General features: G+C 66.8%; 19 protein-coding genes and 2 tRNA genes. 15 read left to right on the top strand and 6 right to left on the bottom strand.

Going from position 1 to position 22769, the window contains the following annotated elements:
* Positions 1-33: 33 nt before the first annotated feature.
* Both guaA and GR316_RS01585 read right to left on the bottom strand, forming a co-directional pair.
* Entirely contained in the window at positions 34-1596 is a 1563-nt protein-coding gene (gene guaA / locus GR316_RS01580) for a glutamine-hydrolyzing GMP synthase (protein WP_211784328.1), read from the bottom strand.
* The gene (locus GR316_RS01585; RefSeq protein WP_211784329.1) at positions 1583-1912 is read right to left on the bottom strand and encodes a DUF6477 family protein; all 330 of its coding nucleotides are present in this window, start codon (positions 1910-1912) and stop codon (positions 1583-1585) included. The genes guaA and GR316_RS01585 overlap by 14 nt, the downstream gene beginning before the upstream one ends.
* Positions 1913-2127: 215 nt before the next feature.
* Here GR316_RS01585 and GR316_RS01590 point away from each other — a divergent pair, with 215 nt between their 5' ends.
* Positions 2128-3102: a DUF6456 domain-containing protein gene (locus GR316_RS01590; protein WP_211784330.1), complete on the top strand. Its 975-nt coding sequence runs from the start codon at positions 2128-2130 to the stop codon at positions 3100-3102.
* Positions 3103-3139: 37 nt separating this feature from the next.
* On the opposite strand, the gene GR316_RS01595 is transcribed toward GR316_RS01590, so the two are convergent.
* A complete protein-coding gene (locus tag GR316_RS01595) occupies positions 3140-4645 on the bottom strand; it encodes a catalase (RefSeq protein ID WP_211784331.1) in 1506 nt (501 codons plus the stop codon).
* A gap of 105 nt (positions 4646-4750) precedes the next feature.
* Here GR316_RS01595 and GR316_RS01600 point away from each other — a divergent pair, with 105 nt between their 5' ends.
* From GR316_RS01600 to guaB, 3 genes are all read left to right on the top strand, one after another.
* Complete coding sequence (locus GR316_RS01600) at positions 4751-5644, top strand: hydrogen peroxide-inducible genes activator (RefSeq protein ID WP_211784332.1); 894 nt, start codon at positions 4751-4753, stop codon at positions 5642-5644.
* Between the two features lie 68 nt (positions 5645-5712).
* Positions 5713-6660 carry a lipoyl synthase gene (gene lipA, locus GR316_RS01605; protein WP_211784333.1) on the top strand — a complete coding sequence of 316 codons (948 nt, stop codon included), beginning with the start codon at positions 5713-5715 and terminating at the stop codon, positions 6658-6660.
* A gap of 70 nt (positions 6661-6730) precedes the next feature.
* Positions 6731-8179: an IMP dehydrogenase gene (gene guaB, locus GR316_RS01610; RefSeq protein WP_211784334.1), complete on the top strand. Its 1449-nt coding sequence runs from the start codon at positions 6731-6733 to the stop codon at positions 8177-8179.
* Positions 8180-8214: 35 nt separating this feature from the next.
* Here the strand turns inward: guaB and GR316_RS01615 are convergent, their stop codons facing one another.
* Positions 8215-8400, bottom strand: coding sequence for a hypothetical protein (locus tag GR316_RS01615; protein ID WP_211785213.1), 186 nt, complete (start codon positions 8398-8400; stop codon positions 8215-8217).
* A 151-nt stretch (positions 8401-8551) separates the two neighbouring features.
* Here GR316_RS01615 and GR316_RS01620 point away from each other — a divergent pair, with 151 nt between their 5' ends.
* The 4 genes from GR316_RS01620 (at position 8552) to GR316_RS01635 (ending at position 11053) form a co-directional block, all read left to right on the top strand.
* The gene (locus tag GR316_RS01620) at positions 8552-9964 is read left to right on the top strand and encodes a protein adenylyltransferase SelO (protein WP_211785061.1); all 1413 of its coding nucleotides are present in this window, start codon (positions 8552-8554) and stop codon (positions 9962-9964) included.
* Positions 9965-10048: 84 nt separating this feature from the next.
* A tRNA-Asp gene (locus tag GR316_RS01625) sits at positions 10049-10125 on the top strand.
* Positions 10126-10156: 31 nt separating this feature from the next.
* A tRNA-Asp gene (locus tag GR316_RS01630) sits at positions 10157-10233 on the top strand.
* 130 nt (positions 10234-10363) lie between these two features.
* Entirely contained in the window at positions 10364-11053 is a 690-nt protein-coding gene (locus GR316_RS01635) for a superoxide dismutase (RefSeq protein ID WP_211784335.1), read from the top strand.
* A gap of 43 nt (positions 11054-11096) precedes the next feature.
* Here GR316_RS01635 and GR316_RS01640 read toward each other — a convergent pair whose 3' ends face one another.
* Positions 11097-12467 carry a M20/M25/M40 family metallo-hydrolase gene (locus GR316_RS01640; protein ID WP_211784336.1) on the bottom strand — a complete coding sequence of 457 codons (1371 nt, stop codon included), beginning with the start codon at positions 12465-12467 and terminating at the stop codon, positions 11097-11099.
* Positions 12468-12565: 98 nt separating this feature from the next.
* Between GR316_RS01640 and GR316_RS01645 the strand changes: the two genes are divergently transcribed.
* The 4 genes from GR316_RS01645 to ispG all read left to right on the top strand — a co-directional run bounded on the left by GR316_RS01645 (position 12566) and on the right by ispG (position 16948).
* Positions 12566-13117, top strand: coding sequence for a DUF4189 domain-containing protein (locus GR316_RS01645; protein WP_211784337.1), 552 nt, complete (start codon positions 12566-12568; stop codon positions 13115-13117).
* A 140-nt stretch (positions 13118-13257) separates the two neighbouring features.
* Entirely contained in the window at positions 13258-14478 is a 1221-nt protein-coding gene (gene hemA / locus GR316_RS01650; protein ID WP_211785062.1) for a 5-aminolevulinate synthase, read from the top strand.
* A gap of 110 nt (positions 14479-14588) precedes the next feature.
* Positions 14589-15749, top strand: a complete 1161-nt coding sequence (locus GR316_RS01655; protein ID WP_211784338.1) for a helix-turn-helix domain-containing protein — start codon at positions 14589-14591, stop codon at positions 15747-15749.
* A 59-nt stretch (positions 15750-15808) separates the two neighbouring features.
* Entirely contained in the window at positions 15809-16948 is a 1140-nt protein-coding gene (gene ispG, locus GR316_RS01660; RefSeq protein ID WP_211784339.1) for a flavodoxin-dependent (E)-4-hydroxy-3-methylbut-2-enyl-diphosphate synthase, read from the top strand.
* Between the two features lie 19 nt (positions 16949-16967).
* Here ispG and GR316_RS01665 read toward each other — a convergent pair whose 3' ends face one another.
* The gene (locus GR316_RS01665; protein WP_211784340.1) at positions 16968-17702 is read right to left on the bottom strand and encodes a DsbA family protein; all 735 of its coding nucleotides are present in this window, start codon (positions 17700-17702) and stop codon (positions 16968-16970) included.
* 117 nt (positions 17703-17819) lie between these two features.
* Here GR316_RS01665 and GR316_RS01670 point away from each other — a divergent pair, with 117 nt between their 5' ends.
* The 3 genes from GR316_RS01670 (at position 17820) to GR316_RS01680 (ending at position 22747) form a co-directional block, all read left to right on the top strand.
* Positions 17820-18965 carry a pyridoxal phosphate-dependent aminotransferase gene (locus tag GR316_RS01670; RefSeq protein ID WP_211784341.1) on the top strand — a complete coding sequence of 382 codons (1146 nt, stop codon included), beginning with the start codon at positions 17820-17822 and terminating at the stop codon, positions 18963-18965.
* Positions 18878-20140 (top strand): N-acetylmuramoyl-L-alanine amidase, encoded by a 1263-nt coding sequence (locus tag GR316_RS01675; RefSeq protein WP_211784342.1) that lies wholly within the window; start codon positions 18878-18880, stop codon positions 20138-20140. Before GR316_RS01670 ends, GR316_RS01675 begins: the two co-directional genes overlap by 88 nt.
* 105 nt (positions 20141-20245) lie before the next feature.
* The gene (locus tag GR316_RS01680; RefSeq protein WP_211784343.1) at positions 20246-22747 is read left to right on the top strand and encodes a penicillin-binding protein 1A; all 2502 of its coding nucleotides are present in this window, start codon (positions 20246-20248) and stop codon (positions 22745-22747) included.
* The last annotated feature ends 22 nt before the right edge of the window (positions 22748-22769 follow it).

Raw genomic sequence — 22769 nt, forward strand, 5'->3', positions numbered from 1 at the left:
CGGGCTTCAGCAGGTCCGGATACGGGCCGTGGGTCATTCCCACTCGATCGTGCCGGGCGGTTTGGACGTGATGTCATAGGTCACGCGGTTGATGCCCTGCACCTCGTTGATGATGCGGGTCGCCGTCTCGCCGAGGAAATCGTGGCTGAACGGGTAATAGTCCGCCGTCATGCCGTCCACGCTCGTGACCGCGCGCAGGGCGCAGGCGAAATCGTAGGTGCGCCCGTCGCCCATCACGCCCACGGTGCGGACGGGAAGGATGGCGACGAAGGCCTGCCAGATCTCGTCGTAGAGGCCGTGCTTGCGGATCTGGTCGATATAGACGGCGTCGGCCTTGCGCAGGATCTCCAGCTTTTCGCGGGTGATCTCTCCGGGGCAGCGGATCGCAAGGCCGGGGCCGGGGAAGGGGTGACGGCCGATGAAGCTGTCGGGAAGGCCCAGTTCGCGGCCAAGGGCGCGCACCTCGTCCTTGAACAGCTCGCGCAGCGGTTCCACCAACTTCAGGCCCATCTTTTCGGGCAGCCCGCCGACATTGTGGTGCGATTTGATCGTGACCGACGGCCCCCCCGAGAAGGAGACCGATTCGATCACGTCGGGATAGAGCGTCCCCTGCGCAAGGAAGGTCGCGCCGCCCACTTCGGCCGCGTGCTTCTGGAACACGTCGATGAACAGCTTGCCGATGATCTTGCGCTTGGTTTCCGGGTCCGACTGACCCTCCAGCTGGCCAAGGAACAGCTCGCTTTCGTCGGCATGGATCAGCGGCATGTTGTAATGGTCGCGGAACATGGTCACGACCTGCTCCGCCTCGCCCTGCCGCAGCAGGCCGTGATCGACGAAGACGCAGGTCAGCTGATCACCGATCGCTTCGTGGATCAGCACCGCCGCGACCGAGGAATCGACGCCGCCCGACAGGCCGCAGATCACCTTCTGATCGCCGACCTGTTCGCGGATGCGGCGGATCGCCTCTTCGCGGTAGGCGCCCATCGTCCAGTCGCCCGAGAAGCCGGCCAGCTTCACGAAATTCTCGTAGAGTTTCGCACCGCGCGGGGTGTGGTGCACCTCGGGGTGGAACTGCACGGCGTAGAAGTTGCGCGACACGTCCGCCGTGATGGCGAAGGGCGCATTGGGCGAGGTGCCGTGCACGGTGAAGCCCGGCGCGATCGCCGAGACGTGGTCGCCATGGCTCATCCACACCTGCTCGCGCCCGTCGGCATCGCCGAACCAGCCTTCCAGCAGGGGAATGCGCTCCTCGCTCGGGGTGACGAAGGCGCGGCCGAATTCGGCGGTGCCGTGGCCGCGTTCCACCTTGCCGCCAAGGCAATGCATCATGACCTGCTGGCCGTAGCAGATGCCCAGCATCGGCACGCCGAGGTCGAACACGCCCTTCGGCGGCATCGGCGCCCCTTCGGCAAAGACCGAGGACGGCCCGCCCGACAGGATCACCGCCTTGGGCGCGAACTCCGCAAGGAAGGCGTCGTCCACCTTGTTGAACGGGTGAATTTCGCAATAGACGTTCAGTTCGCGCAGGCGGCGCGCGATCAGCTGCGTCACCTGCGAACCGAAGTCGATGATGAGAAGGCGGTCATGCTGGGTCATGTCCCGCCATTAGGGTCAAAGGCCCTGCTTGGCAAGGGATCACGCGCAGGGGCGGGCGCATGCGGGCCTCGGCCATCAGCGCAATCAGCACCTCGACATGGCGCATGGCCGAATAGGAGGCGCATCCCCGGCGGCGCGTCTCTTCCAGACGCTCTTCCTGTTCCAAGAGGTGGGGCAGGGGCGAATCGGTGCCGGTCGTCCCGGTCAGGCGGCGCAGATCGCGGTCGCGCCGATAATCGGCGACACCCATGCGCGCGGCCCGAACCAGAAGCCGCGGGCGGGAAAGGGTGGCGAGGGTGGCGCGAATGTCTGTCATGTTCGTGTCTCCATTAAGGCAGACACAAGGATGCACGGTTTCGGGCGGTGTTGCGCCAAGGCGGGGATCTCCGCGCGCAGGCCCCAGCTGCTTTTAACAATTTTAGATAAATATGCAGGATCGGGGGCGCGGTTAAGACTCCGCTAACCCTTATTGATGAAATCTCAATTGTGGCGCAACTAAGGCCCATTCGGGCGAAGGCAAGGAAAAACAGGATGGGTCCGCTCCGGCCGATCATTCCGCGATACCCCGAATGGCTTCCGGCTGCGGTGCGGCTCTATCTCGATCACACGGTGGCGGGGGTGTCGCTGCGGGTGCTGGCCCGCCGCGAGGGGGTGCACCCCTCCACCGTGCTGCGCCATGTCCGCCGCATCGAAACCCACCGCGACGATCCACTGACCGATGCCGCGCTTTCGCGCCTCGGCCCCCATTGCCCGAAGGAGGCCGCCATGGTCCCGTTCCCCCCGTCCGAAACCACCTTGGAAATGGAGGCGCAGCGCATCCTGCGCCGTCTGGCCGAACCCGGCACGCTTCTGGCCTTCGCCCCCGAGATGGAGAAGGCCGTGGTCCTGCGCGAACTGCCGGGGGGCGAGACGGCGCGCCTTGCCGTCGTCGCCCGCGAATTGGCGGAGGCGTTCGTGCTGAAGGACTGGATCGCCTGCCGCAAGGCCGGACGGATCAGCACCTATGGCCTGACGCCGCAGGGGCGGCATCATCTGCGCCAAGGGGCCGGACTGGCGGAGGCGCCCGCCGCCTTCGACTGGAACCGGGCCGAGCCGCCGCGTATCCTGCCGGTGGAAACGCCGGTGGCGCAGATGGGGCGGCGGCGGGACAAGGACGGCCAGCCCTTCCTGTCGGCCGAACTCGTGGCCGCCGCCGAGCGCCTGCGCGAGGATTTCGAACTGGCGCAGATGGATGCGGCCCCGGCCCCCGTCTGGGAAGGGTTCCTGGATATGGCATCGGCGCCGTTTCCGGCCACGACGGCGCGGGGGCGGGTGGCGGCGGCTCTGCGCGACCTCGGCCCCGGTCTGGGGGACGTGGTGCTGCGGGTCTGCTGCTATCTGGAGGGGCTGGAGCCGTGCGAGAAGCGGATGGGCTGGGCCGCCCGGTCGGGCAAGGTCGTCCTGCGCATCGGGCTGGAGCGGCTACGCCGGCATTACGCCGAACTTTCCCGCCCCATGATCGGATAGGAAGAAGGGGGGCCGTGCGGCCCCCCTTCGGTCGTCGTCACTCGGTGGTGTCGACCTTCGTTTCGTCCGTGACCGAGATCGCGTTCACGTCGCTGTCTTTCTTCAGCGAGGCGCGCACACCGGCGGCGTAGTCCGGGTGGACCTTCGCCAGCACCGAGAGCCAACGCTCCGCCACCGGCTCCGAGCACGGGCCCATTGCGGCGGCCATGTTGTCGAACAGGCGCTGCTTCTCATCCTGCGGCAGCAGGTTGAACAGGGCGCGCGGCTGGACGTAGTCGGCATCCGCTTCCAGTTGGTCGTAACGGTCCGCATCGCCCGAGATCTTCAGCGGCGGTTCCTGCACGCTGACATCGGCCGAGGGGCCACCGTACTGGTTCGGCTCGTAATAGGCGTCCGGGTTGCCGAAATCGTTCGTGAAGAACCGCATCGAGCCATCTTTGTGGTAGTGATGGACCGGGCATTTCGGCGCGTTCGCCGGCAGGGCTTCGTAATGGGTGCCCAGACGGTAGCGGTGCGCGTCGGCATAGGAGAAGATCCGCGCCTGCAGCATCTTGTCCGGCGAGAAGCCGATGCCCGGCACCACGTTCGACGGCGAGAACGCGGCGTTCTCGATGTAGACGAAGTAGTTCTCGGGGTTGCGGTTCAGCTCCATCTCGCCGACCTCGATCAGCGGGTAGTCGGAATGCGGCCACACCTTGGTCAGGTCGAACGGGTTGTAGGGAACGTTCAGCGCGTCCTCTTCCGGCATCGCCTGGATGCACAGCTTCCATTTCGGGAAACGGCCCTCGTCGATCGCGTTGTAGAGGTCTTCTTGATAGTTCTCACGCGTTTCGCCGATGATCTTCTGGGCTTCGGCGTTGGTGTAGTTGCGGATGGGCTGCTGGCAGCGCCAGTGGAACTTCACCCAGTGACGCACGCCGTCCTTGTTCCACACGGAGAAGGTGTGGCTGCCGTAGCCGTGCATGTGCATCGGGTTCACCGGGATGCCGCGGTCGGACATCAGGATCGTGACTTGGTGCACCGATTCGGGCTGCGCGGCCCAGAAATCGAACATCGCCTCGGGCGAACGCAGGTTCGTCTTGGGGTGACGCTTCTGGGTGCGGATGAAGTCGGGGAACTTGATGCCGTCACGGATGAAGAAGATCGGGGTGTTGTTGCCCACGATGTCCCAGTTGCCTTCTTCGGTGTAGAACTTCACCGAGAAGCCGCGCACGTCGCGCTCGGCATCCGCCGCGCCCAGCTCGCCCGCAACGGTGGAGAAGCGCGTCAGCACTTCGGTCGTCTTGCCGACGGTGTCGAAGACCTTGGCGGCCGACAGATGGGTGATGTCGTTCGTGACCTTGAACGTACCGAACGCGCCCCAGCCTTTGGCGTGCACGACACGCTCCGGGATACGCTCGCGGTTCTGGTGGGCCAGCTTCTCGATCAGCTGGTAATCCTGCAGCAGCACCGGGCCGCGGTTGCCGGCCGTTTGGCTGGTGCTGTTGGACGCGACAGGCGCGCCGGCCGTCGTCGTCATGCGGGGTTTGGGGGTGTCGGTCATGGGCTTCCTCCGAAAGGTGGCGTTTGCTCTGCCCTATGTGCCCGATCGAGCCGATAAAGGGAAATACGATTTACTTGGGAGGCCGATCAGTTTATCTTATGTACCATGCTGACCCTGCGCCAACTTTCTTATTTTCTCGCCTTGGCGGAAACGCGGCATTTTGGTCATGCGGCGGCCAAGGTGCATGTCACGCAGCCCGCCCTCTCCATGCAGATCCGCGAGATGGAGGCATCGCTCGGCATGCCGCTGCTGGAACGGGGGCGCGAATTGCGGCTGACCCCGGCGGGCCGCGAGGTGGCTGCCCGCGCCGCCCGCGTGCTGGCCGAGGTGCGCGAGATCGAGACGATGGCCCGCCGCCGCACCTTGGGCGGGCAGATCAATATCGGCATGATCCCCACCGTCGCGCCCTATCTGCTGCCCGATCTCTTGCCCCGTCTGCCGCTGCAACTGCGCCTGCGCGAGGCGCAGACCGACCGGCTTCTGACCGAACTGCGCGACGGTGTCCTCGATGCGGTGGTGGTGGCGACGAAGGTGCGCCCCGACGATCTGGTGGTCCGCCCGCTCTTTCGCGACCGCTTTTTGCTGGCCGCCAATGCCGCCCGGCTGGAGGCGCTGCCCTCGGTGGAGGATCTGCGCCCCGTCACCCTCGACCCCGAACAGCTTCTGCTGCTGGACGAGGGGCATTGCCTTGCCGATCAGGCGCTGGAGGTGTGCGGGCTGGAGCGTCGGGGCACGCGGCTCGATCTGGGGGCGTCCTCGCTCTCGACGCTGGCGGGGCTGGTGGGGCAGGGGGTCGGCATCACCTTCATGCCCGAGATCGCCGTCCCGACCGAGGCGGCGGCCCACCCCTCCATCCGGCTGGCGCGCTTTTCCGCGCCCGAGCCGGCGCGCGATGTCGCGCTGATCGGCCGCGTCAGCACCGCCGCCGAGCCGTGGTTCGCCACGCTGGCCGGGGCGTTGATCCAGACGGCCGAACAGCGGCTGGCGCTCTGCCCCTGACGCCCTTGGTTGCAAAGGCGCCGCCTTCGCCTTATATTTGTGCCCACGTGCCGCAAGGGAGGATTTCCGTGCGCGATCTGAAGATCCCGGACCAGCGCCATCCCGAAAAGGCGCATCGTATCGACAATGCCCAGCCGAAGAAGCCGGACTGGATCCGCGTGAAGGCGCCGACCTCGGCCGGCTACAAGCAGACGCGCGACATCATCAAGGAAAACCGCCTCGTCACCGTGTGCGAAGAGGCGGGCTGCCCCAATGTCGGCGAATGCTGGAGCCAAGGGCACGCCACCATGATGATCATGGGCGAGATCTGCACCCGCGGCTGCACCTTCTGCAACGTGGCGACGGGCAAGCCCCAGACCCTCGATGCGTTCGAGCCGGGCCGCGTGGCCCATGCCGTCGCAAAGCTGGGCCTGAACCATGTCGTCGTCACCTCGGTGGACCGGGACGATCTGGCCGATGGCGGGGCGGAGCATTTCGCCCAGACGATCCGCGCGATCCGCCACCGTTCGCCCAGCACCACGATCGAGATCCTGACGCCGGACTTCCTCAAATGCGAGGATTCGGTGCTGGAAACCGTCGTCGAGGCCAAGCCCGACGTGTTCAACCACAACCTCGAGACGGTTCCCGGCCTCTATCTGGAGGTGCGGCCCGGTGCGCGCTATTTCCACTCGCTGCGCCTGTTGCAGCGCGTGAAGGAGATGGACCCGACGATCTTCACCAAATCCGGCATCATGGTCGGCCTTGGCGAGAACGGGGCGCAGGTGCGGCAGGTGATGGATGACATGCGCGCCGCCGATGTCGATTTCCTGACCATCGGTCAGTACCTGCAGCCGACGCCGAAGCACCACCGCGTGGACCGCTTCGTCACCCCCGAGGAATTCGCCAGCTACGAGAAGGCCGCCTATGGCAAGGGCTTCCTGATGGTGTCGGCGACGCCGCTCACGCGGTCCTCCTACCACGCGGGCGACGATTTCGCGCGGCTGCGCGCGGCGCGGCTGGCCCGTCTGGGCGCCTGACGCCTCTTGCATTTCTGCGGGGGGCGTGAAACAGGGAACCGTCAAACGAACCCTCCCAAGGAGATGCCCCATGGAGATTCGCGAGGCGCTTACCTTCGATGATGTCCTGCTCGTTCCGGCGGCCAGCTCGGTCCTGCCGTCGGATGCGGATGTGTCCACATTCGTGACACGTGCGATCCGGCTGAACATTCCGCTGCTGTCCTCGGCCATGGACACCGTCACCGAGGCGCGGATGGCCATCGCCATGGCGCAGGCGGGCGGCATGGGCGTGATCCACCGCAACCTCGGCGTCGAGGAGCAGGCCGACGAGGTCCGCCGCGTGAAGCGTTTCGAAAGCGGCATCGTCTACAACCCGATCACACTACGCGCCGATCAGACGCTGGCCGATGCCAAGGCGCTTCAGGCCCGCTACAACGTGACCGGTTTCCCGGTGGTGGACGATACGGGCCGTGTCGTGGGGATCGTGACGAACCGCGACATGCGCTTTGCCTCGGACGATCGGACGCCGGTTTCGGTGATGATGACGGGCGACAACCTTGCCATCCTGCAGGAACCTGCGGATCGCGGTGCGGCCATCAGCCTGATGAAGGCCCGCCGGATCGAGAAGCTGCTGGTGACGGATGCCGCGGGCAAGCTGACCGGCCTTCTGACGCTGAAGGACACCGAAAAGGCCGTCCTGAACCCCAATGCCTGCAAGGACGATCTGGGCCGTCTGCGCGTTGCCGCCGCCTCCACCGTGGGGGATGCGGGGTTCGCGCGCAGCGAGGCGTTGATCGACGCCGGTGTGGACATGGTGGTGATCGACACCGCGCATGGCCATTCGGCCGGCGTTGCCAAGGCGGTGGAGCGGATCAAGGCCCTGTCGAGCCGTGTGCAGGTCGTGGCCGGCAACGTCGCCACCGCCGAGGCGACGCGCGCCCTGATCGGCGCGGGCGCGGATGCGGTGAAGGTGGGGATCGGCCCCGGTTCGATCTGCACGACGCGCATCGTGGCGGGTGTGGGCGTTCCGCAGCTGACGGCGATCATGGACGCGGCCTCGGGGGCGGGGGATGTTCCGATCATCGCCGATGGCGGGATCAAGTTCTCGGGCGATTTCGCCAAGGCGATCGCGGCGGGCGCAAGCTGCGCCATGGTCGGATCGGCCATCGCCGGGACGGATGAAAGCCCAGGCGAGGTCATCCTCTATCAGGGCCGCAGCTACAAATCCTATCGCGGGATGGGCAGCCTTGGGGCGATGGCGCGCGGTTCGGCCGACCGGTATTTCCAAAAGGACGCGGCCTCGGACAAGCTGGTTCCGGAAGGGATCGAGGGGCAGGTGCCCTACAAGGGCTCTGCCGGGGCGGTGATCCACCAGCTGGTGGGCGGTCTGCGCGCCGCCATGGGCTATACCGGCAGCGCCACCGTCGCGGATATGCGCAAGGGCTGCCAGTTCGTGCGCATCACCAATGCCGGGCTGAGCGAGAGCCACGTCCATGACGTGACCATCACGCGCGAATCGCCGAACTACCGTATCGGCTAAGGTAGGTGGGGGCCGGCGCTGCCGGCCCGCCGCCATCAGTTCACGGCGCCGATGCCGCCACCGATCAGCGCACCCGCGATCGGCTCATCCGCGACGACCTGACCGGCCACGGCGCCGCCGAGGGCGCCGGTCGCCACGCGCTGGCTGCGCGTGTTGCCGCAGGCCGAGATCGTGGCCACGAGGGTCAGGGCCGTGATGGCCATGAGAGCATTGCGTTTCATATCGTCCACTCCTTCCTCCATCGGGCGAAGCCCGAACACTGCGGATGAAAGGCGCGGCGGGGCGCATGGTTCCACATCCGCGTGAATTCATGGCCCCTCGGGGTGGTGGCCGCCGCGCCCGCGCCCCATATTCCGGGCGAAGGGAGACATGATGACCGTTCACTTCCAAAGCGACTATGCCGCCGCGCTGCCCGATCTGTGCCTTGACTGGACCAGCGCCGACTGCCCCGATCCGCGCATCCTGAAGTACAACGAGGCCCTTGGCGGGCTCTTGGGCATGGACCGCCCGGAGGCCCGGCTGCTGTCGGGCCATGATCTGCCGCCGGGCACGCGCCCTGTGGCGCAGGCCTATGCCGGGCACCAGTTCGGCGGGTTTTCCCCGCGGCTGGGCGACGGGCGGGCGCTGCTGCTGGGCGAGGTGCGGGGCACGGATGGCGCGCTGCGGGATGTGGCGCTGAAGGGTTCGGGCGCGACGCCGTTTTCGCGCGGGGCGGATGGCCGCGCCGCGCTGGGCCCGGTTCTGCGCGAATACCTGATGGGCGAGGCGATGGCCGCGCTGAACATCCCCACGACGCGCGCCTTGGCGGCCCTGACGACCGGCGAGGATGTCTGGCGCGAGGAGGGGGCGCTTCCCGGCGCGATCCTCGTGCGCGTGGCTGCCAGCCATCTGCGCGTCGGCACCTTCCAATACGCCGCCGCGCAGGGCGATCTGGAACAGGTGCGCCGCTTGGCCGATTACGCCATCGCGCGGCATTATCCCGATCTTGCGGGCGATTACGCCGGGTTCTTCGCGGCCGTCGCCGGGCGGCAGGCGCGGCTGATCGCGCAGTGGATGCTGGTGGGGTTCGTGCATGGCGTGATGAACACCGACAACATGACCATCTCGGGGCAGACGATCGACTACGGCCCCTGCGCCTTCATGGAGGCCTATGCACCGGGAACGGTCTTCTCCTCCATCGACCGGCAGGGGCGCTATGCCTATGGCAACCAGCCGTTGATCCTCGGCTGGAACCTCGCGCGGCTGGCCGAGACGCTGCTGCCCCTGATCGATGCGGACGAGGGCCGCGCGGTGGAGCGGGCGACCCGCATCCTCGAAGGGGTGGCCGGTCAGTATCAGGATGCGTGGCTGGAGGGGATGCGCAGCAAGCTGGGCCTCGACGGCACCGATCCGGGCGACCGCGATCTGGCCGAGGCGTTTCTGGTGGGGATCGAGGGCGCGGATTGGACGCTGTGCTTCCGCCGTCTGTCGCGTGCGATCGACGATCCGTCGGCGCTGCGCGTGCTGCTGGCTGGGGCGGACCGTCTGGACGACTGGCTGCCGCGTTGGCGCGCCCGCCTCGCGCGCGATGCCGCGCAGCGGATGGAGGCCGCGAATCCGCTCTACATTCCGCGGAACGAACGGGTGGAGGAGGCGCTGGCCGCCGCCCATGAGGGCGATATGGGGCCGTTCGATGCGCTGCTGGCCGCCGTGAGCGCGCCGTTCCACGAACGCGGAGGCCTTGAAAAATATGCCCTTCCGGCCTCCGAGGGGTTCGGCACCTACAGAACCTTCTGCGGGACGTGAGAAATGCGTGAAAGGGCGCTTGACGGGGGCGGCGGGTCTGCGTAATACCCTCCCCACGTTCGGCGGGTCCGGACGGCGAAAGTTGCGGTTGTAGCTCAGTTGGTTAGAGTACCGGCCTGTCACGCCGGGGGTCGCGGGTTCGAGCCCCGTCAACCGCGCCACTTTCGTCCCTCGACCCGTTGCCGTTGGAATGCGGTTGTAGCTCAGTTGGTTAGAGTACCGGCCTGTCACGCCGGGGGTCGCGGGTTCGAGCCCCGTCAACCGCGCCATTCCACGAAAAAGGGCAGCCCTCGGGCTGCCCTTTTCCATTTGGGCCCGTCACGCGACATTCTGCCTCATCCCGGCGCAGGAACGGCGGGGGCCGTTCCCGGTTCTCCTCGCAGGAAACAGGAGAGCCCCATGATCCGCCCCATCGCCTTCGCGGCCGCGCTTGCTGCCGCCCCCACCGCACTGCTGGCCCAGCAGGACGGCCCCTTCACGCTGCCGGACCTGCCCTATGCCACGGACGCGCTGGCCCCGGCCATCAGCGCCGAGACGATGGAGCTGCATCACGGCAAACATCATCAGTCCTATGTGACGAACCTGAACGCGGCGATGGAGCGGGGCGACGCGCCCGAAGGCACCACGCTGGAGGATCTGGTGGCCGAAGCTGGCACCTATCCCGCCGCGATCCGCAACAATGCGGGCGGCCATTGGAATCACAGCTTCTTCTGGGACAGCATGGCCCCGCAGGGCGAAGGCGGGGAGATGTCGCCCGAACTCATGGAGGCGATCACCGCCGTCTATGGCTCGGACGAGGCGTTCCGCGATGCCTTCGAGGCGGCGGGCGCGGCGCAGTTCGGGTCGGGCTGGGTCTGGCTGATCGTCAACGAGGAGGATGAGCTGGAGATCACCTCCACCCCGAATCAGGACAATCCGCTGATGGATGTGGCCGAAACCCCCGGCACGCCGCTTCTGGGCAATGACGTGTGGGAACACGCCTATTACCTGACCTACGAGAATCGCCGCCCGGAATATCTCTCCAGCTGGTGGGACGTGGTGAATTGGTCCGAGGTGTCGGACCGCTACGCCGCCGCGCTGGAGGAGTGATCGCAAGGCCCGCGCGCCCGGGGTCCGGGCGCGCGGTGCCGTTTCAGGTCAGCTTCTCCAGCACCCGCGCCCAAGAGCGGATGCCTTTGTGGAAGCTTTCCATATCGTATTTCTCGTTCGGGGAATGCATCTGGTCGTCGTCGCGGCCAAACCCGATCAGCATCGCGTCCATGCCGAGGATCTCCTTGAAATAGCCCGCGATCGGGATGGAGCCGCCGGCCCCGACATAGGCGGCCTCGGTGCCCCATTCCTCGGACAGGGCGGCGCGGGCCTTCTCGAACGCCGGATCGCCGATCTCCATGACGCTGGCGGGCGAGCCGTTCACGTCCTTGAACTCCACCGTGCAATCGGCCGGAAGCTGCGCTTCGAACCAGCTTTGGAAGGCGGCGTTGATCTTGTCCGGGTCCATCTTGGACACGAGGCGGAAACTGATCTTGGCATGGGCCTCGGCCGGCAGGACGGTCTTGAACCCGGCGCCGGTATAGCCGCCCCAGATGCCGTTGATCTCGGCCGTGGGGCGGGACCAGATCTGCTCCAGCGGGGTGCGATCCACTTCGCCTGCGGGCACCGACAGATCGACATCGCCCAGAAAGCCCGCATGATCGAAGGGCAGGGACTGCCATTGCTGGCGGATGGCGTCGGGCAGTTCCTCCACATCGTCGTAGAAGCCGGGAACGGTCACGCGCCCCTTGTCGTCGTGCAGCCCGCCGAGGATTTTCGTCAGCACCCGGATCGGGTTCATCGCCGGGCCGCCGAACATGCCCGAATGCAGATCCTTGTTTGCGGCGTGGACCGTCAGTTCCACCTTCGCAAGGCCGCGCAGCATGGTCACGATGGCCGGGGTGCGCGCGTCGAACATGCCGGTGTCGCAGATCAGCGCGATGTCGGAGCGCAGTTCCTCGGCATGCGCGCGCATGAACGGGATCAGCGACGGAGAGCCGGATTCCTCCTCCCCCTCTAGGAAGATGGTGATGCGACCGGGCAGGGTGCCGTGCACGGCCTTCCACGCGCGGCAGGCCTCGATGAAGGTCATCAACTGGCCCTTGTCATCGGCCGAGCCGCGTCCGCGGATCACACGGCCCTTGGCGGTGTCCTCGATCTGCGGATCGAAGGGCTCGCGGTGCCACAGGTTCAGGGGATCGACGGGCTGCACGTCGTAATGGCCATAGAAGAGGATATGCGGCCCTTCGGTGCCGGCATGGGCGACGACCATCGGATGGCCGGGGGTGGGGCGCTTCGCCGCCTCGAACCCGATCGTCTTCAGATCCTCGACCAGCCAGTCCGCCGCGCGGTCGCAATCGCCCTTGAACGCCGGATCGGTGGAGATGGAGGGGATGCGGAGCAGGTCCAGCAGCCGGTCGGTGGCCTCGGGCAGGGATTGGTCGATGGTGTCGAGCACCGTTTGCAGCGACATGGGCGCCTCCTTCTGTGTTGCGGCGCAGCCTACCAGCCGCGCGGCCCCTGTCCAGACCCGCAAACCGGCCCTATATGTGCGCAAAACCGGAGGATGTGATGAAATACTGGGTTCTGGCCGCCACCGTTCTGGCCACCACCGCCGCGGGCGCACAGACCATGTCCCTGCGCGATCTGCGCGGCATGCTCTATCCCGACGCACGGGCCGAGGTGGAGATCCTGCCCAAGGATTACCTGCCCGCCGATCAGGCCGCGCTTCTGCGTCAGGTGGGCGCGCAGCAGGCCTATTACGGGGCCATCGCCATTTCCCCCGACGAAGGGATCATGGTGGAGGCGACGGTCGCCGCCGCCAATTACCACAACACCGAGGCCGCCTCGGCCGCCGCGCTGCGCGACTGCAACGCCCGCCGCAAGGGCGCACGCGACTGCGAGATCGTGGGCTATATCCGCCCGGCCGGTTGGTCCGAAAAGCCGGTGCAACTGTCGCAGGCGGCCACGGCGGCCTTCCTCGGCGATTTCCGGGGCAATGGGCCGAAGGCGTTCGCGATCTCTCCCACCACCGGGGAATGGGGTCTGGCGAAGGGCGAGGGTGCCGCCGCCGAGGCCGTGGCCCAGTGCGGCGCCGATTGCCAGGTGCTGGTGCAGAACTGATCGGATGCGCCGGGGCGGGCGGATGGGCAAAATGTCCAGTTCCACCCGCCCCGTCCTTGGCGTAATGGAACGACTCTAAACAGGACGGACCCCGGCCCGCCCATGACCCAGCCCCCCTACGGGCGCAAGGGAGATGGATGATGAACTTCGACTTGGCACTTGATACCGCATTGAACCGCCTGCACGAGGAAGGTCGCTACCGCACCTTCATCGACATCGAACGCCGTCAGGGGCAGTTCCCGCACGCCGTCTGGCGCCGCCCCGATGGGTTGGAAAGCGACATCACCGTGTGGTGCGGCAACGATTATCTGGGCATGGGCCAGCATCCGGCCGTCCTGTCGGCCATGCACGAGGCGCTGGAGGCCACCGGCGCGGGTTCGGGCGGGACGCGCAACATCTCCGGCACCACGCTCTATCACAAGGCGCTGGAGGCCGAGATCGCCGATCTGCACGGCAAGGAGGCGGCGCTGGTCTTCACCTCGGCCTATATGGCCAATGACGCCACGCTGCAGACGCTGCCGAAGCTGTTTCCGGGGCTGGCGATCGTGTCGGACGAGTTGAACCACGCCTCGATGATCCAAGGCATCCGCAACGGGCGCGGGGCCAAGCATGTGTTCCGCCACAACGACATCGCCCATCTGCGCGAGATCCTCGAGGGGCTGCGCGGTCAGCCGGTGCTGATCGCCTTCGAATCGATCTATTCGATGGACGGCGATTTCGGCCCGATCGAGGCGATCTGCGATCTGGCGGACGAATTCGGCGCGCTGACCTATATCGACGAAGTTCATGCCGTGGGCATGTACGGCCCGCGCGGGGCGGGCGTGGCCGAACGCGACGGGTTGATGGACCGGATCGACATCATCAACGGCACGCTGGGCAAGGCGTTCGGGGTGTTCGGCGGCTATATCGCCGGGACGGCGAAGATGCTGGATGCGGTGCGGTCCTATGCGCCGGGGTTCATCTTCACCACTTCCATCCCGCCGGCGGTGGCGGCGGGGGCGGCGGCGTCCATCCGGCATCTGAAGACCGATCCCGGCCTGCGCGAGGCGCATCAGCGTCAGGCCCGCATCCTGAAGATGCGGCTGAAGGGGCTGGGCCTGCCGATCATCGACCATGGCAGCCACATCGTGCCGGTGCATGTCGGCAACCCGGTGCATTGCAAGATGCTGTCGGACATGCTGCTGGAACGGCACGGCATCTACGTTCAACCGATCAACTTCCCCACGGTGCCGCGCGGCACGGAGCGGTTGCGCTTCACCCCGTCGCCAGTGCACGGTCCGAAGGAAATCGACGCGTTGGTGCGGGCGCTGGATTCGCTCTGGGGGCACTGTGCGCTAAATCGCGCCGACATGTCGGCGTGACCATATCGACAGATGCATCACTCCCGAAGCTGTGATAGGGCTGGGCCCATGGCATAGACCGAGTCGACCGAACGGCTTGGGCATTTCTCTGGGGCAGGGCGAAGACACGAATGATCTGGCGGAGGACATCCCCTTCGACGGTGGACGGCGACGAACCCAAAGGGTTCGACGATTTCGAATTGCGCTTGGGCGATCTGATGCGGGGCGAACGCGCCACGCTGGGCAAATCGCTTCTGGACGTGCAGCGGGAACTTCGGATCAAGGCGACCTACATCGCCGCGATCGAGAACTGCGATCTGGACGCGTTCGAGAGCAAGGGATTCATCGCTGGCTACATCCGTTCCTATGCCCGCTATCTCGGGATGAATCCCGAATGGGCCTATGACAAGTTCTGCGCCGAGGCGAATTTCACCTTGCATCACGGTCTTCCTGCAGCCTCCACCCAGCGTCCGGTCCCGATGGCCAAGGGCGCCGTTCACGATCCGCTGGCCGATCCGCATCCCAAATTCCTGCCGCAGGGCCGCAGCCTTGCCGCGCAGATCGACCTGCGGGCCGTCGGCTCGGTCATGGTGCTGCTCGCGCTGATCGGGGGCATCGGCTATGGCGGCTGGTCCGTCCTGCAAGAGGTGCAGCGCGTGCATCTGGCCCCTGTGGATCAGAGCCCGAATGTCGTGGCCGAGATCGATCCCCTGTCGGATGTGACGGTCGGCGGTGCCTTGGATGTCGCCAGCGCCGCGATGGACGATCCGCAGGGCGATGCGCTGATGACGCGCCTCTACCGCCCGCAAGATCAGGCGCTGGACGTGCCGGTGATGGTGCCGCGCGACGGACCCATCGCCGCGATCCAGCCGCGCCAGATCGCCAGCCGCGAGGCGGACGCGACCGAAGCCTTCGGCCCGCAGCTTCCCGATGCCGCGGCGACGCCTCAGGTCGTCGCCGATGCCGCCCCCAAGGTGGAAATCCTCGCCGTGCGCCCGTCCTGGATTCGGGTGCAATCGGCCGATGGCACCGTCCTGTTCGAAAAGATCCTCGGCGCGGGGGAGCGTTACGAAGTCCCGCAGATGGAGGAGCCGACGCGTCTGCGTGCGGGCAATTCGGGTTCGGTCTATTTCGCCGTGAACGGGCAGACCTACGGGCCGGCCGCCGCCGGGGCGCAGGTCGTCAAGAACGTGAACCTGACGCCGGAATCCCTGACCGAGACCTTCGCCGCCGCCAAGCCGGACCGCGACGCCGATCTGGCGCGCATCCTGACGGCCGAAGCGGTGGAGTGACGGTTGCCGCTGCGGGCGGCCACGCCTATGTTGGCCCCTGAGGCAGAGCGGAGCAGTCCATGTCCCTGAACCACGTCCGACCCTGGCGCAACGTCTACCGCCGCAAGTCGCGCCAGATCATGGTGGGCAATGTGCCGGTCGGGGGCGATGCGCCGATCTCGGTGCAGACGATGACCAACACGCTGACGCATGATGTGAAGGCGACGATCGCGCAGGTGCAAGCCGCCGCCGCGGCGGGTGCCGACATCGTCCGCGTCTCCGTCCCCGACGAGGAATCGTCCCGCGCGTTGAAGGAGATCGTGGCCGAAAGCCCGGTCCCGATCGTCGCCGACATCCATTTCCATTACAAACGCGCGATCGAATCCGCGATGGCGGGCGCGGCCTGCCTGCGCATCAACCCCGGCAATATCGGGGATGAATCGCGGGTGAAGGAAGTGATCCGCGCCGCCAAGGATCACGGCTGCTCCATCCGCGTGGGGGTCAATGCCGGCTCGTTGGAGCGTCATCTGCTGGAGAAATACGCCGAGCCTTGCCCCGAGGCGATGCTGGAATCGGCCATGGATCACATCAAGATCCTCGAGGATAACGACTTCCACGAATTCAAGATCAGCGTGAAGGCGTCGGACGTGTTTCTGGCGGCCGCCGCCTATCAGGCGATCGCGGATGCCACGGACGCGCCGATCCATCTCGGCATCACCGAAGCGGGGGGGCTCGTCTCCGGCACGGTGAAATCGGCGATCGGGCTTGGAAACCTTCTGTGGATGGGCATCGGCGATACGCTGCGGGTTTCCCTCTCCGCCGATCCGGTGGAAGAGGTGAAGATCGGCTACGAGATCCTGAAATCGCTCGGCCTGCGCCATCGCGGCGTGACCATCATCTCCTGCCCGTCCTGCGCGCGGCAGGGCTTCGATGTCATCAAGACCGTCGCGGCGCTGGAGGAGCGGCTGGCCCATGTCACCACCTCCATGAGCCTGTCGATCATCGGCTGCGTGGTGAACGGCCCCGGAGAGGCGCTGATGACCGATATCGGTTTCACCGGCGGCGGGGCGGGCAACGGCATGGTCTATCTGGCCGGCAAGCAGAGCCACCGGATGTCGAACGATCAGATGATCGACCACATCGTGGAGCAGGTGGAGGCCAAGGCCGCCGTGATCGAGGCCGAGAAGGCCGCGGCCGAGGCGGTCGAAGCCGCCGAATAGGGCGGCCCGGGCGCGGCGATCAGCCGCGCCGTTCCTGCGCCACCATCTGCGCCATCCCCTCTTCCGAAAGATACCCGCGCAGCATCGATTCGCCGATCACGAAGGTCGGCGTTCCCTGAATCTGCAGCTGCTGGGCCAGCGCGTGGTTGTCGGCGATGACCTGCGTCACCTCGGCGCTGTCCATCCGCTCCCGGATCGCGGACCAGTCCAGCCCCAGATCGCTGGCCATCCGGGTCAGCGTCGCCTCCGTCACCTCGCCGCGCAGATCGAAGAAGCGGTCGTGCACGGTCTTGTAGGCCTCGTCCCCCGCCGTCATCTTCACCGCCAGCGCAAAGCGCGAGGCGAGGACCGACGCATCGCCGAGGATCGGAAACTCCTTCAGCACGAAGCGGATGTTGCCGTCGGCGGTGACCAGATCCTCCACCTCGGCGAAGGCCTGACGGCAATAGCCGCAGCGGTAATCCATGAACTCCACCACCGTCACGTCGCCCTGCGGGTTGCCGCCCACCCAATCGGCGGGCGTGGCGAACAGGGCGGCGGCGTTCTGCTGCACGAGGGCGGTATCGGAATCGGCCTGCTGGGCCTGCTGACGCTCTTCCAGAACGCCGATCGCCTCCATCAGCACCTCGGGATTGTCCATGAGGTAGTCGCGGACTTCCTTGCGGAACACCTGACGTTCGGCATCCGTCATGTCCTGCGCAAGGGCGGGTGCGGCAAGGCCTGCGACAAGCGCGGAAAGGGCGAGCAGCTTCATGGTCATCTCCATCGGGTCGGCGTCAGGGAACACCGGGGCGCGGGGATTGGCAAGTGTTGACCTCGCCCCCCGATGTGGCGGACAGAGGGGCGACAGCACGAAAGCGGGGAGCGGCGGATGCGGATTTCAAAGCGCGGCGAAGTCGATGCGTTCATCGTCATGGATGTGATGGAGGAGGCGCGGCAGCTGGAATTGCAGGGCCAGCGCATCATTCATATGGAAGTGGGCCAGCCCGGCACCGCCGCGCCCGCCGCCGCCCGCGCCGCCCTTGCCGGTGCGCTGGACCATCCGCTGGGATACACGGTCGCGCTGGGCCTTCCGGAATTGCGGCGGGGAATCGCCGATCTTTATCGCCGCTGGTACGGGGTGGATCTCGATCCGGCGCGGGTGATCGTGACGAACGGGTCCTCGGGGGCGTTCCTCTTGGCCTTCACCGCGCTCTTCGATGCGGGGGATCGCGTGGCCTTGGGGGAGCCGGGCTATCCCAGCTACCGCCAGATCCTGCGCGCCCTGAGCATCGAGCCGGTGGGCATCGCCGCCCGCCCCGAGAACCGCCTTCAGCCCGTACCCGAGGATCTGGCCCCGGTGCCGGACCTTCAGGGGCTGATCGTCGCCTCTCCGGGCAATCCGTCGGGCACGATGCTGGACCGGGGGGCGCTGGGCGCGCTGATGGATCACGCGCGCGGGCGGGACATGGCCTTCATCTCGGACGAGATCTATCACGGGCTGCATTACGGCGCGCGTGCGGTTTCGGCGCTGGAACTGGGGGATGACGCCTATGTGGTGAACTCCTTCTCCAAATACTTCTCCATGACGGGTTGGCGGATCGGGTGGATGATCGTGCCTGAGGATCACCTGCGCCGGGTGGAACGGCTGGCGCAGAACCTCTTCATCTGCCCGCCCCATGCCAGCCAGATCGCCGCCCTCGGCGCGCTGGAGGCCGAGGAGGAGATGGAGGCCAACCGCGCCGTCTATGCCCGCAACCGCCAGTTGATGCTGGACGGGCTGCCCGCCGCCGGGTTCGACCGCATCGCGCCGCCCGACGGGGCCTTCTATGTCTATGCCGATGTGTCGGAGCTGACGACGGACAGCCGCGCCTTCGCATCGGAGATCCTGCACGGGGCCGGGGTGGCGGTGACGCCGGGCCTCGATTTCGATCCGGTGCGGGGGGCGTCATGGCTGCGCTTCTCTTATGCGCGGGGTACGGCCGATATCGAAGAGGGGCTGGCCCGTCTGCGCGCCTTCATGGAGCGGCGGGCGTGATCCGCCTTCTGGTTCTGCTGTGGCTGGCTTGCGCCGGGCTTGCCGCCGCGCAGGAGGTTCCGGCCGAACTGGATGCGGACGCCTCGCGCATCGCCAACCGCTGGGGCGGGATGGAGGTCACGCTGACCCTGTCGCATCCGGTGCCGTGGCGGGCGCGGCTGCTGGCCGATCCGCCGCGCCTTCTGATGGATTTCCGCGAGTTGGATTTCGGCGACACGCCGCTGCGGGCCGGATCGAAGGTGCGCAGCGTGACGGCGGGCAAGGTGCGCAGCGGCTGGTCGCGGATGGTGGTGGAACTGGACGGCCCCTACACGATCCGCACCGCCGAGATGCGCACGGGCGAGGGGGCTGTTCTGGATGTCCGCCTCGACAGCGCGGACGAGGCCGATTTCGCCGCCGCCGCCGGTCTGCCCGAACCCAAGATGTGGGCGCTGCCCAAGGCGGCCGCCACCGCGCCGGTCGAAGGAAGCGGGCCGCTGTTGGTCATGATCGATCCCGGCCATGGCGGCATCGACCCCGGCGCCACATCCGGGCAGACCTTGGAAAAGACGCTGACGCTCGCCTTTGCGAACGAATTGCGCACGGCGCTTTTGCGCGACGGCACGTTCAAGGTCGCCCTCACGCGCGAGGATGACAGCTTCTTGCCGCTGGAAACTCGGCTGACCTTGGCCAAGGAGGCGGGGGCGGGGGTGTTCCTGTCGATCCATGCCGACGCGCTGGCCGAGGGAGAGGCGTCGGGCGCGACCATCTACACCCTGTCCGAGCGCGGATCGGACCGGGCCGCGCGGGCGCTGTCGGAGCGGCACGACCGGGACGATCTTCTGGCCGGGGTGGACCTGACGCAGCAGGACGATGTGGTGGCGGGCGTGCTGATGGATCTGGCCCGCACCGAAACCGAACCGCGGACCGAGATGATGGCCCGCGCGATCGAGGCGGCGATGCAGGGATCGGGCATCCGCATGCATCCGAACGGGCATCAGACGGCGAACTTTTCGGTGCTGAAGGCGCCGGACATCCCTTCGGCGCTGATCGAGCTGGGATTCATGTCCTCGGCGCAGGACATGATGCGGCTCGTCGATCCGCAATGGCGGGCGCAGATGGCCCATGCGATCGTGCTGGGGCTGAAGGATTGGGCCCGCCGCGACGCGCAGATCCGCCCCTTGCTGCGGCGCTGACGGCGGGCGGTCGCGCATTCGTCACGCAAGGCGGCGGTTCAGCTTTTGACCTCGGGGGCGGGGCGGCGTATATGATGCGCCTGCACGCATCCCGAGGGCTTCCAATTGTTCAGGTTCATCGGCTCCGTCTTCGGGGCGATCTTCACGCTGCTTACGCTGGGTCTCGTCTTCACGGCGCTGGCGATCGGGGGTGTGTTCTGGATGTATTCGCGCGATCTGCCCAGCCATGAGAGCCTTGCGCAATACACCCCGCCGACCATCAGCCGCATCTACAACAACGACGGCCGGATGATCGACGAATTCGCGCAGGAACGCCGCATCTTCGTTCCCGCCGAGGAGATCCCCGATCTCGTGAAGCAGGCCTTCATTTCGGCCGAGGACAAGAACTTCTACATCCATCACGGCTATGACCCGCGCGGCATGATCGCCGCCGCGGTGGAGGCGGTGCAGACGCGCGGCCGGGTGGTGCGCGGCGCCTCCACGATCACGCAGCAGGTGGCCAAGAACTTCCTTCTGTCCTCGGACCGGACGGCGGAGCGCAAGATCAAGGAGATCATCCTTGCCTCGCGGCTCGATTCCTCGCTGTCCAAGGACAAGGTGCTGGAACTCTACCTGAACGAGATCTTCCTCGGCCGGAACTCCTACGGGGTGGCGGCGGCGGCGCTGACCTATTTCAACAAGACGCTGTCGGAGCTGAACCCGGCGGAGGCGGCCTTCCTTGCCGCCATGCCGCAGGCACCCAGCCGCTCGCCCGTGACGGACAAGGACCACCTGACCGCGCGGCGCAACTATGTGCTGCGCGAGATGCGCGACAACGGATATATCGACGCGGCCGCAGCGGATGCGGCCATCGCCTCGCCCCTGAAATCGGTGCAGAACGGCGATTACGAACCCTTCCGCGAAACGCTGCCGCCGCGCGATTATTTCACCGACGAGATCCGCCGCCAACTCTCCGCCAGCTTCGGCGAGGAGCAGTTCTTCAGCGGCGGTCTGACGGTGCGCGCCACGGTCGATCCCGAACTGCAGGACGCCGCCGCCGCCGCGCTGCGCGAGGGCCTCGAAAAGCTCGATCGGTCCAAGGGCGTGTGGCGCGGCCTGCGCAAGACGATCCCCGCCGACCGGATGGACGATTGGCGCGAGGCGCTGGCCCAGACGCCGGTGCCGCGCGACATTCCCGGCTGGCACGCCGCCGTGGTGCTGGAGGCCGGATCGTCGGCCAAGATCGGCATCGAGGGCGTCGATGAGCCGGGCACCGTTCCGGCAAGCGACGTGACATGGGCGCGCAAGCTGGGTTCGGATGGCAAGCTCGGCCCGCGGGCCAAGGCCGCCTCCGATCTGGTATCGGTGGGCGACATCGTCCTCGTCCGCCCCGACGGCGATCAATGGTCGCTGCGTCAGGTGCCCGAGGCGCAGGGCGGGTTCATGGCGATGGACGTGACCACCGGGCGCGTTCTGGCGATGCAGGGCGGCTTCTCCTATCAGGACAGCACCTTCAACCGCGCGACGCAGGCGATGCGTCAGCCGGGATCGTCGTTCAAACCCTTCGTCTATGCCGCCGCCTTGGATCGCGGGATGACCCCCGCCACCATCGTCGTGGACGCCCCGATCGAGGTGAACACCCCGCAGGGGCTGTGGACGCCGCAGAACTCCTCCGGACGCTATTACGGCCCGACGCCTATGCGCATCGGCATCGAACAGTCGCGCAACCTGATGACCGTGCGCCTTGCGCAGGAAATCGGGATGGACACGGTGGCGGGCTATGCCGAACGCTTCGGGGTCTATTCGCCGATGCGTCCGTTCCTTGCCAACGCCCTCGGCGCGCAGGAAACCACGCTGATGAAGATGGTCACCGCCTATGCGATGTTCGCCAATGGCGGGCAGCGGGTGGAACCGACGCTGGTAGACCGGGTGCAGGACCGCTTCGGCCGCACCATCTATCGCCACGATCAGCGCGATTGCACCGATTGCACCGCCGCCACGCTGCCGGCAGGGGCGGAGCCGCAGATCGTCGCGCATAACGAACAGGTGATGGACCCGATCACCGCCTATCAGCTGACCTCCATGATGCAGGGCGTGATCCTGCGCGGTTCGGGCACGGGCGTGCACCTGCCGGTGCCGGTCGCGGGCAAGACCGGGACAACCAACGACGCCAAGGACGTGTGGTTCATCGGCTATACCTCCAACATCGTGGCGGGCTGCTACATGGGGTATGACCAGCCGCGCTCGCTCGGTCGGTCGGCCTATGGCGGCACGCTGTGCGTGCCGGTCTTCCAAGAGTTCATGGAAAAGGCCGTAGCCAAGCTGGGCGGGTCGGACTTCAAGGTGCCGCCCGGCGGCTACTTCATGAAGATCGACCGTTTCACCGGCGCGCGCGTGCCGCAGGATGCGACGGGCCCGAACATCATCTCGGAATATTTCCGCGACGGGATCGAGCCGGTGTTCGGCGCGGCGATCGACGGCGGCTTTGCCATGGGCGAGAACCTTCCCCTGTTCAGCGAGGGCGAGACCGAAGAGACGACGACCGTCACCACCTCCAGCGGCGAGCAGCGGGAGATCCCGCGCGACAATGCCAGCTTCGGCACTCTCAGTTCCGGCGGGCTGTACTAGGCCCGCTTGCCGCCCCGGCCGT

The organism is Falsirhodobacter algicola (assembly GCF_018279165.1).
GTDB classification, from domain to species: Bacteria; Pseudomonadota; Alphaproteobacteria; order Rhodobacterales; family Rhodobacteraceae; genus Falsirhodobacter; species Falsirhodobacter algicola.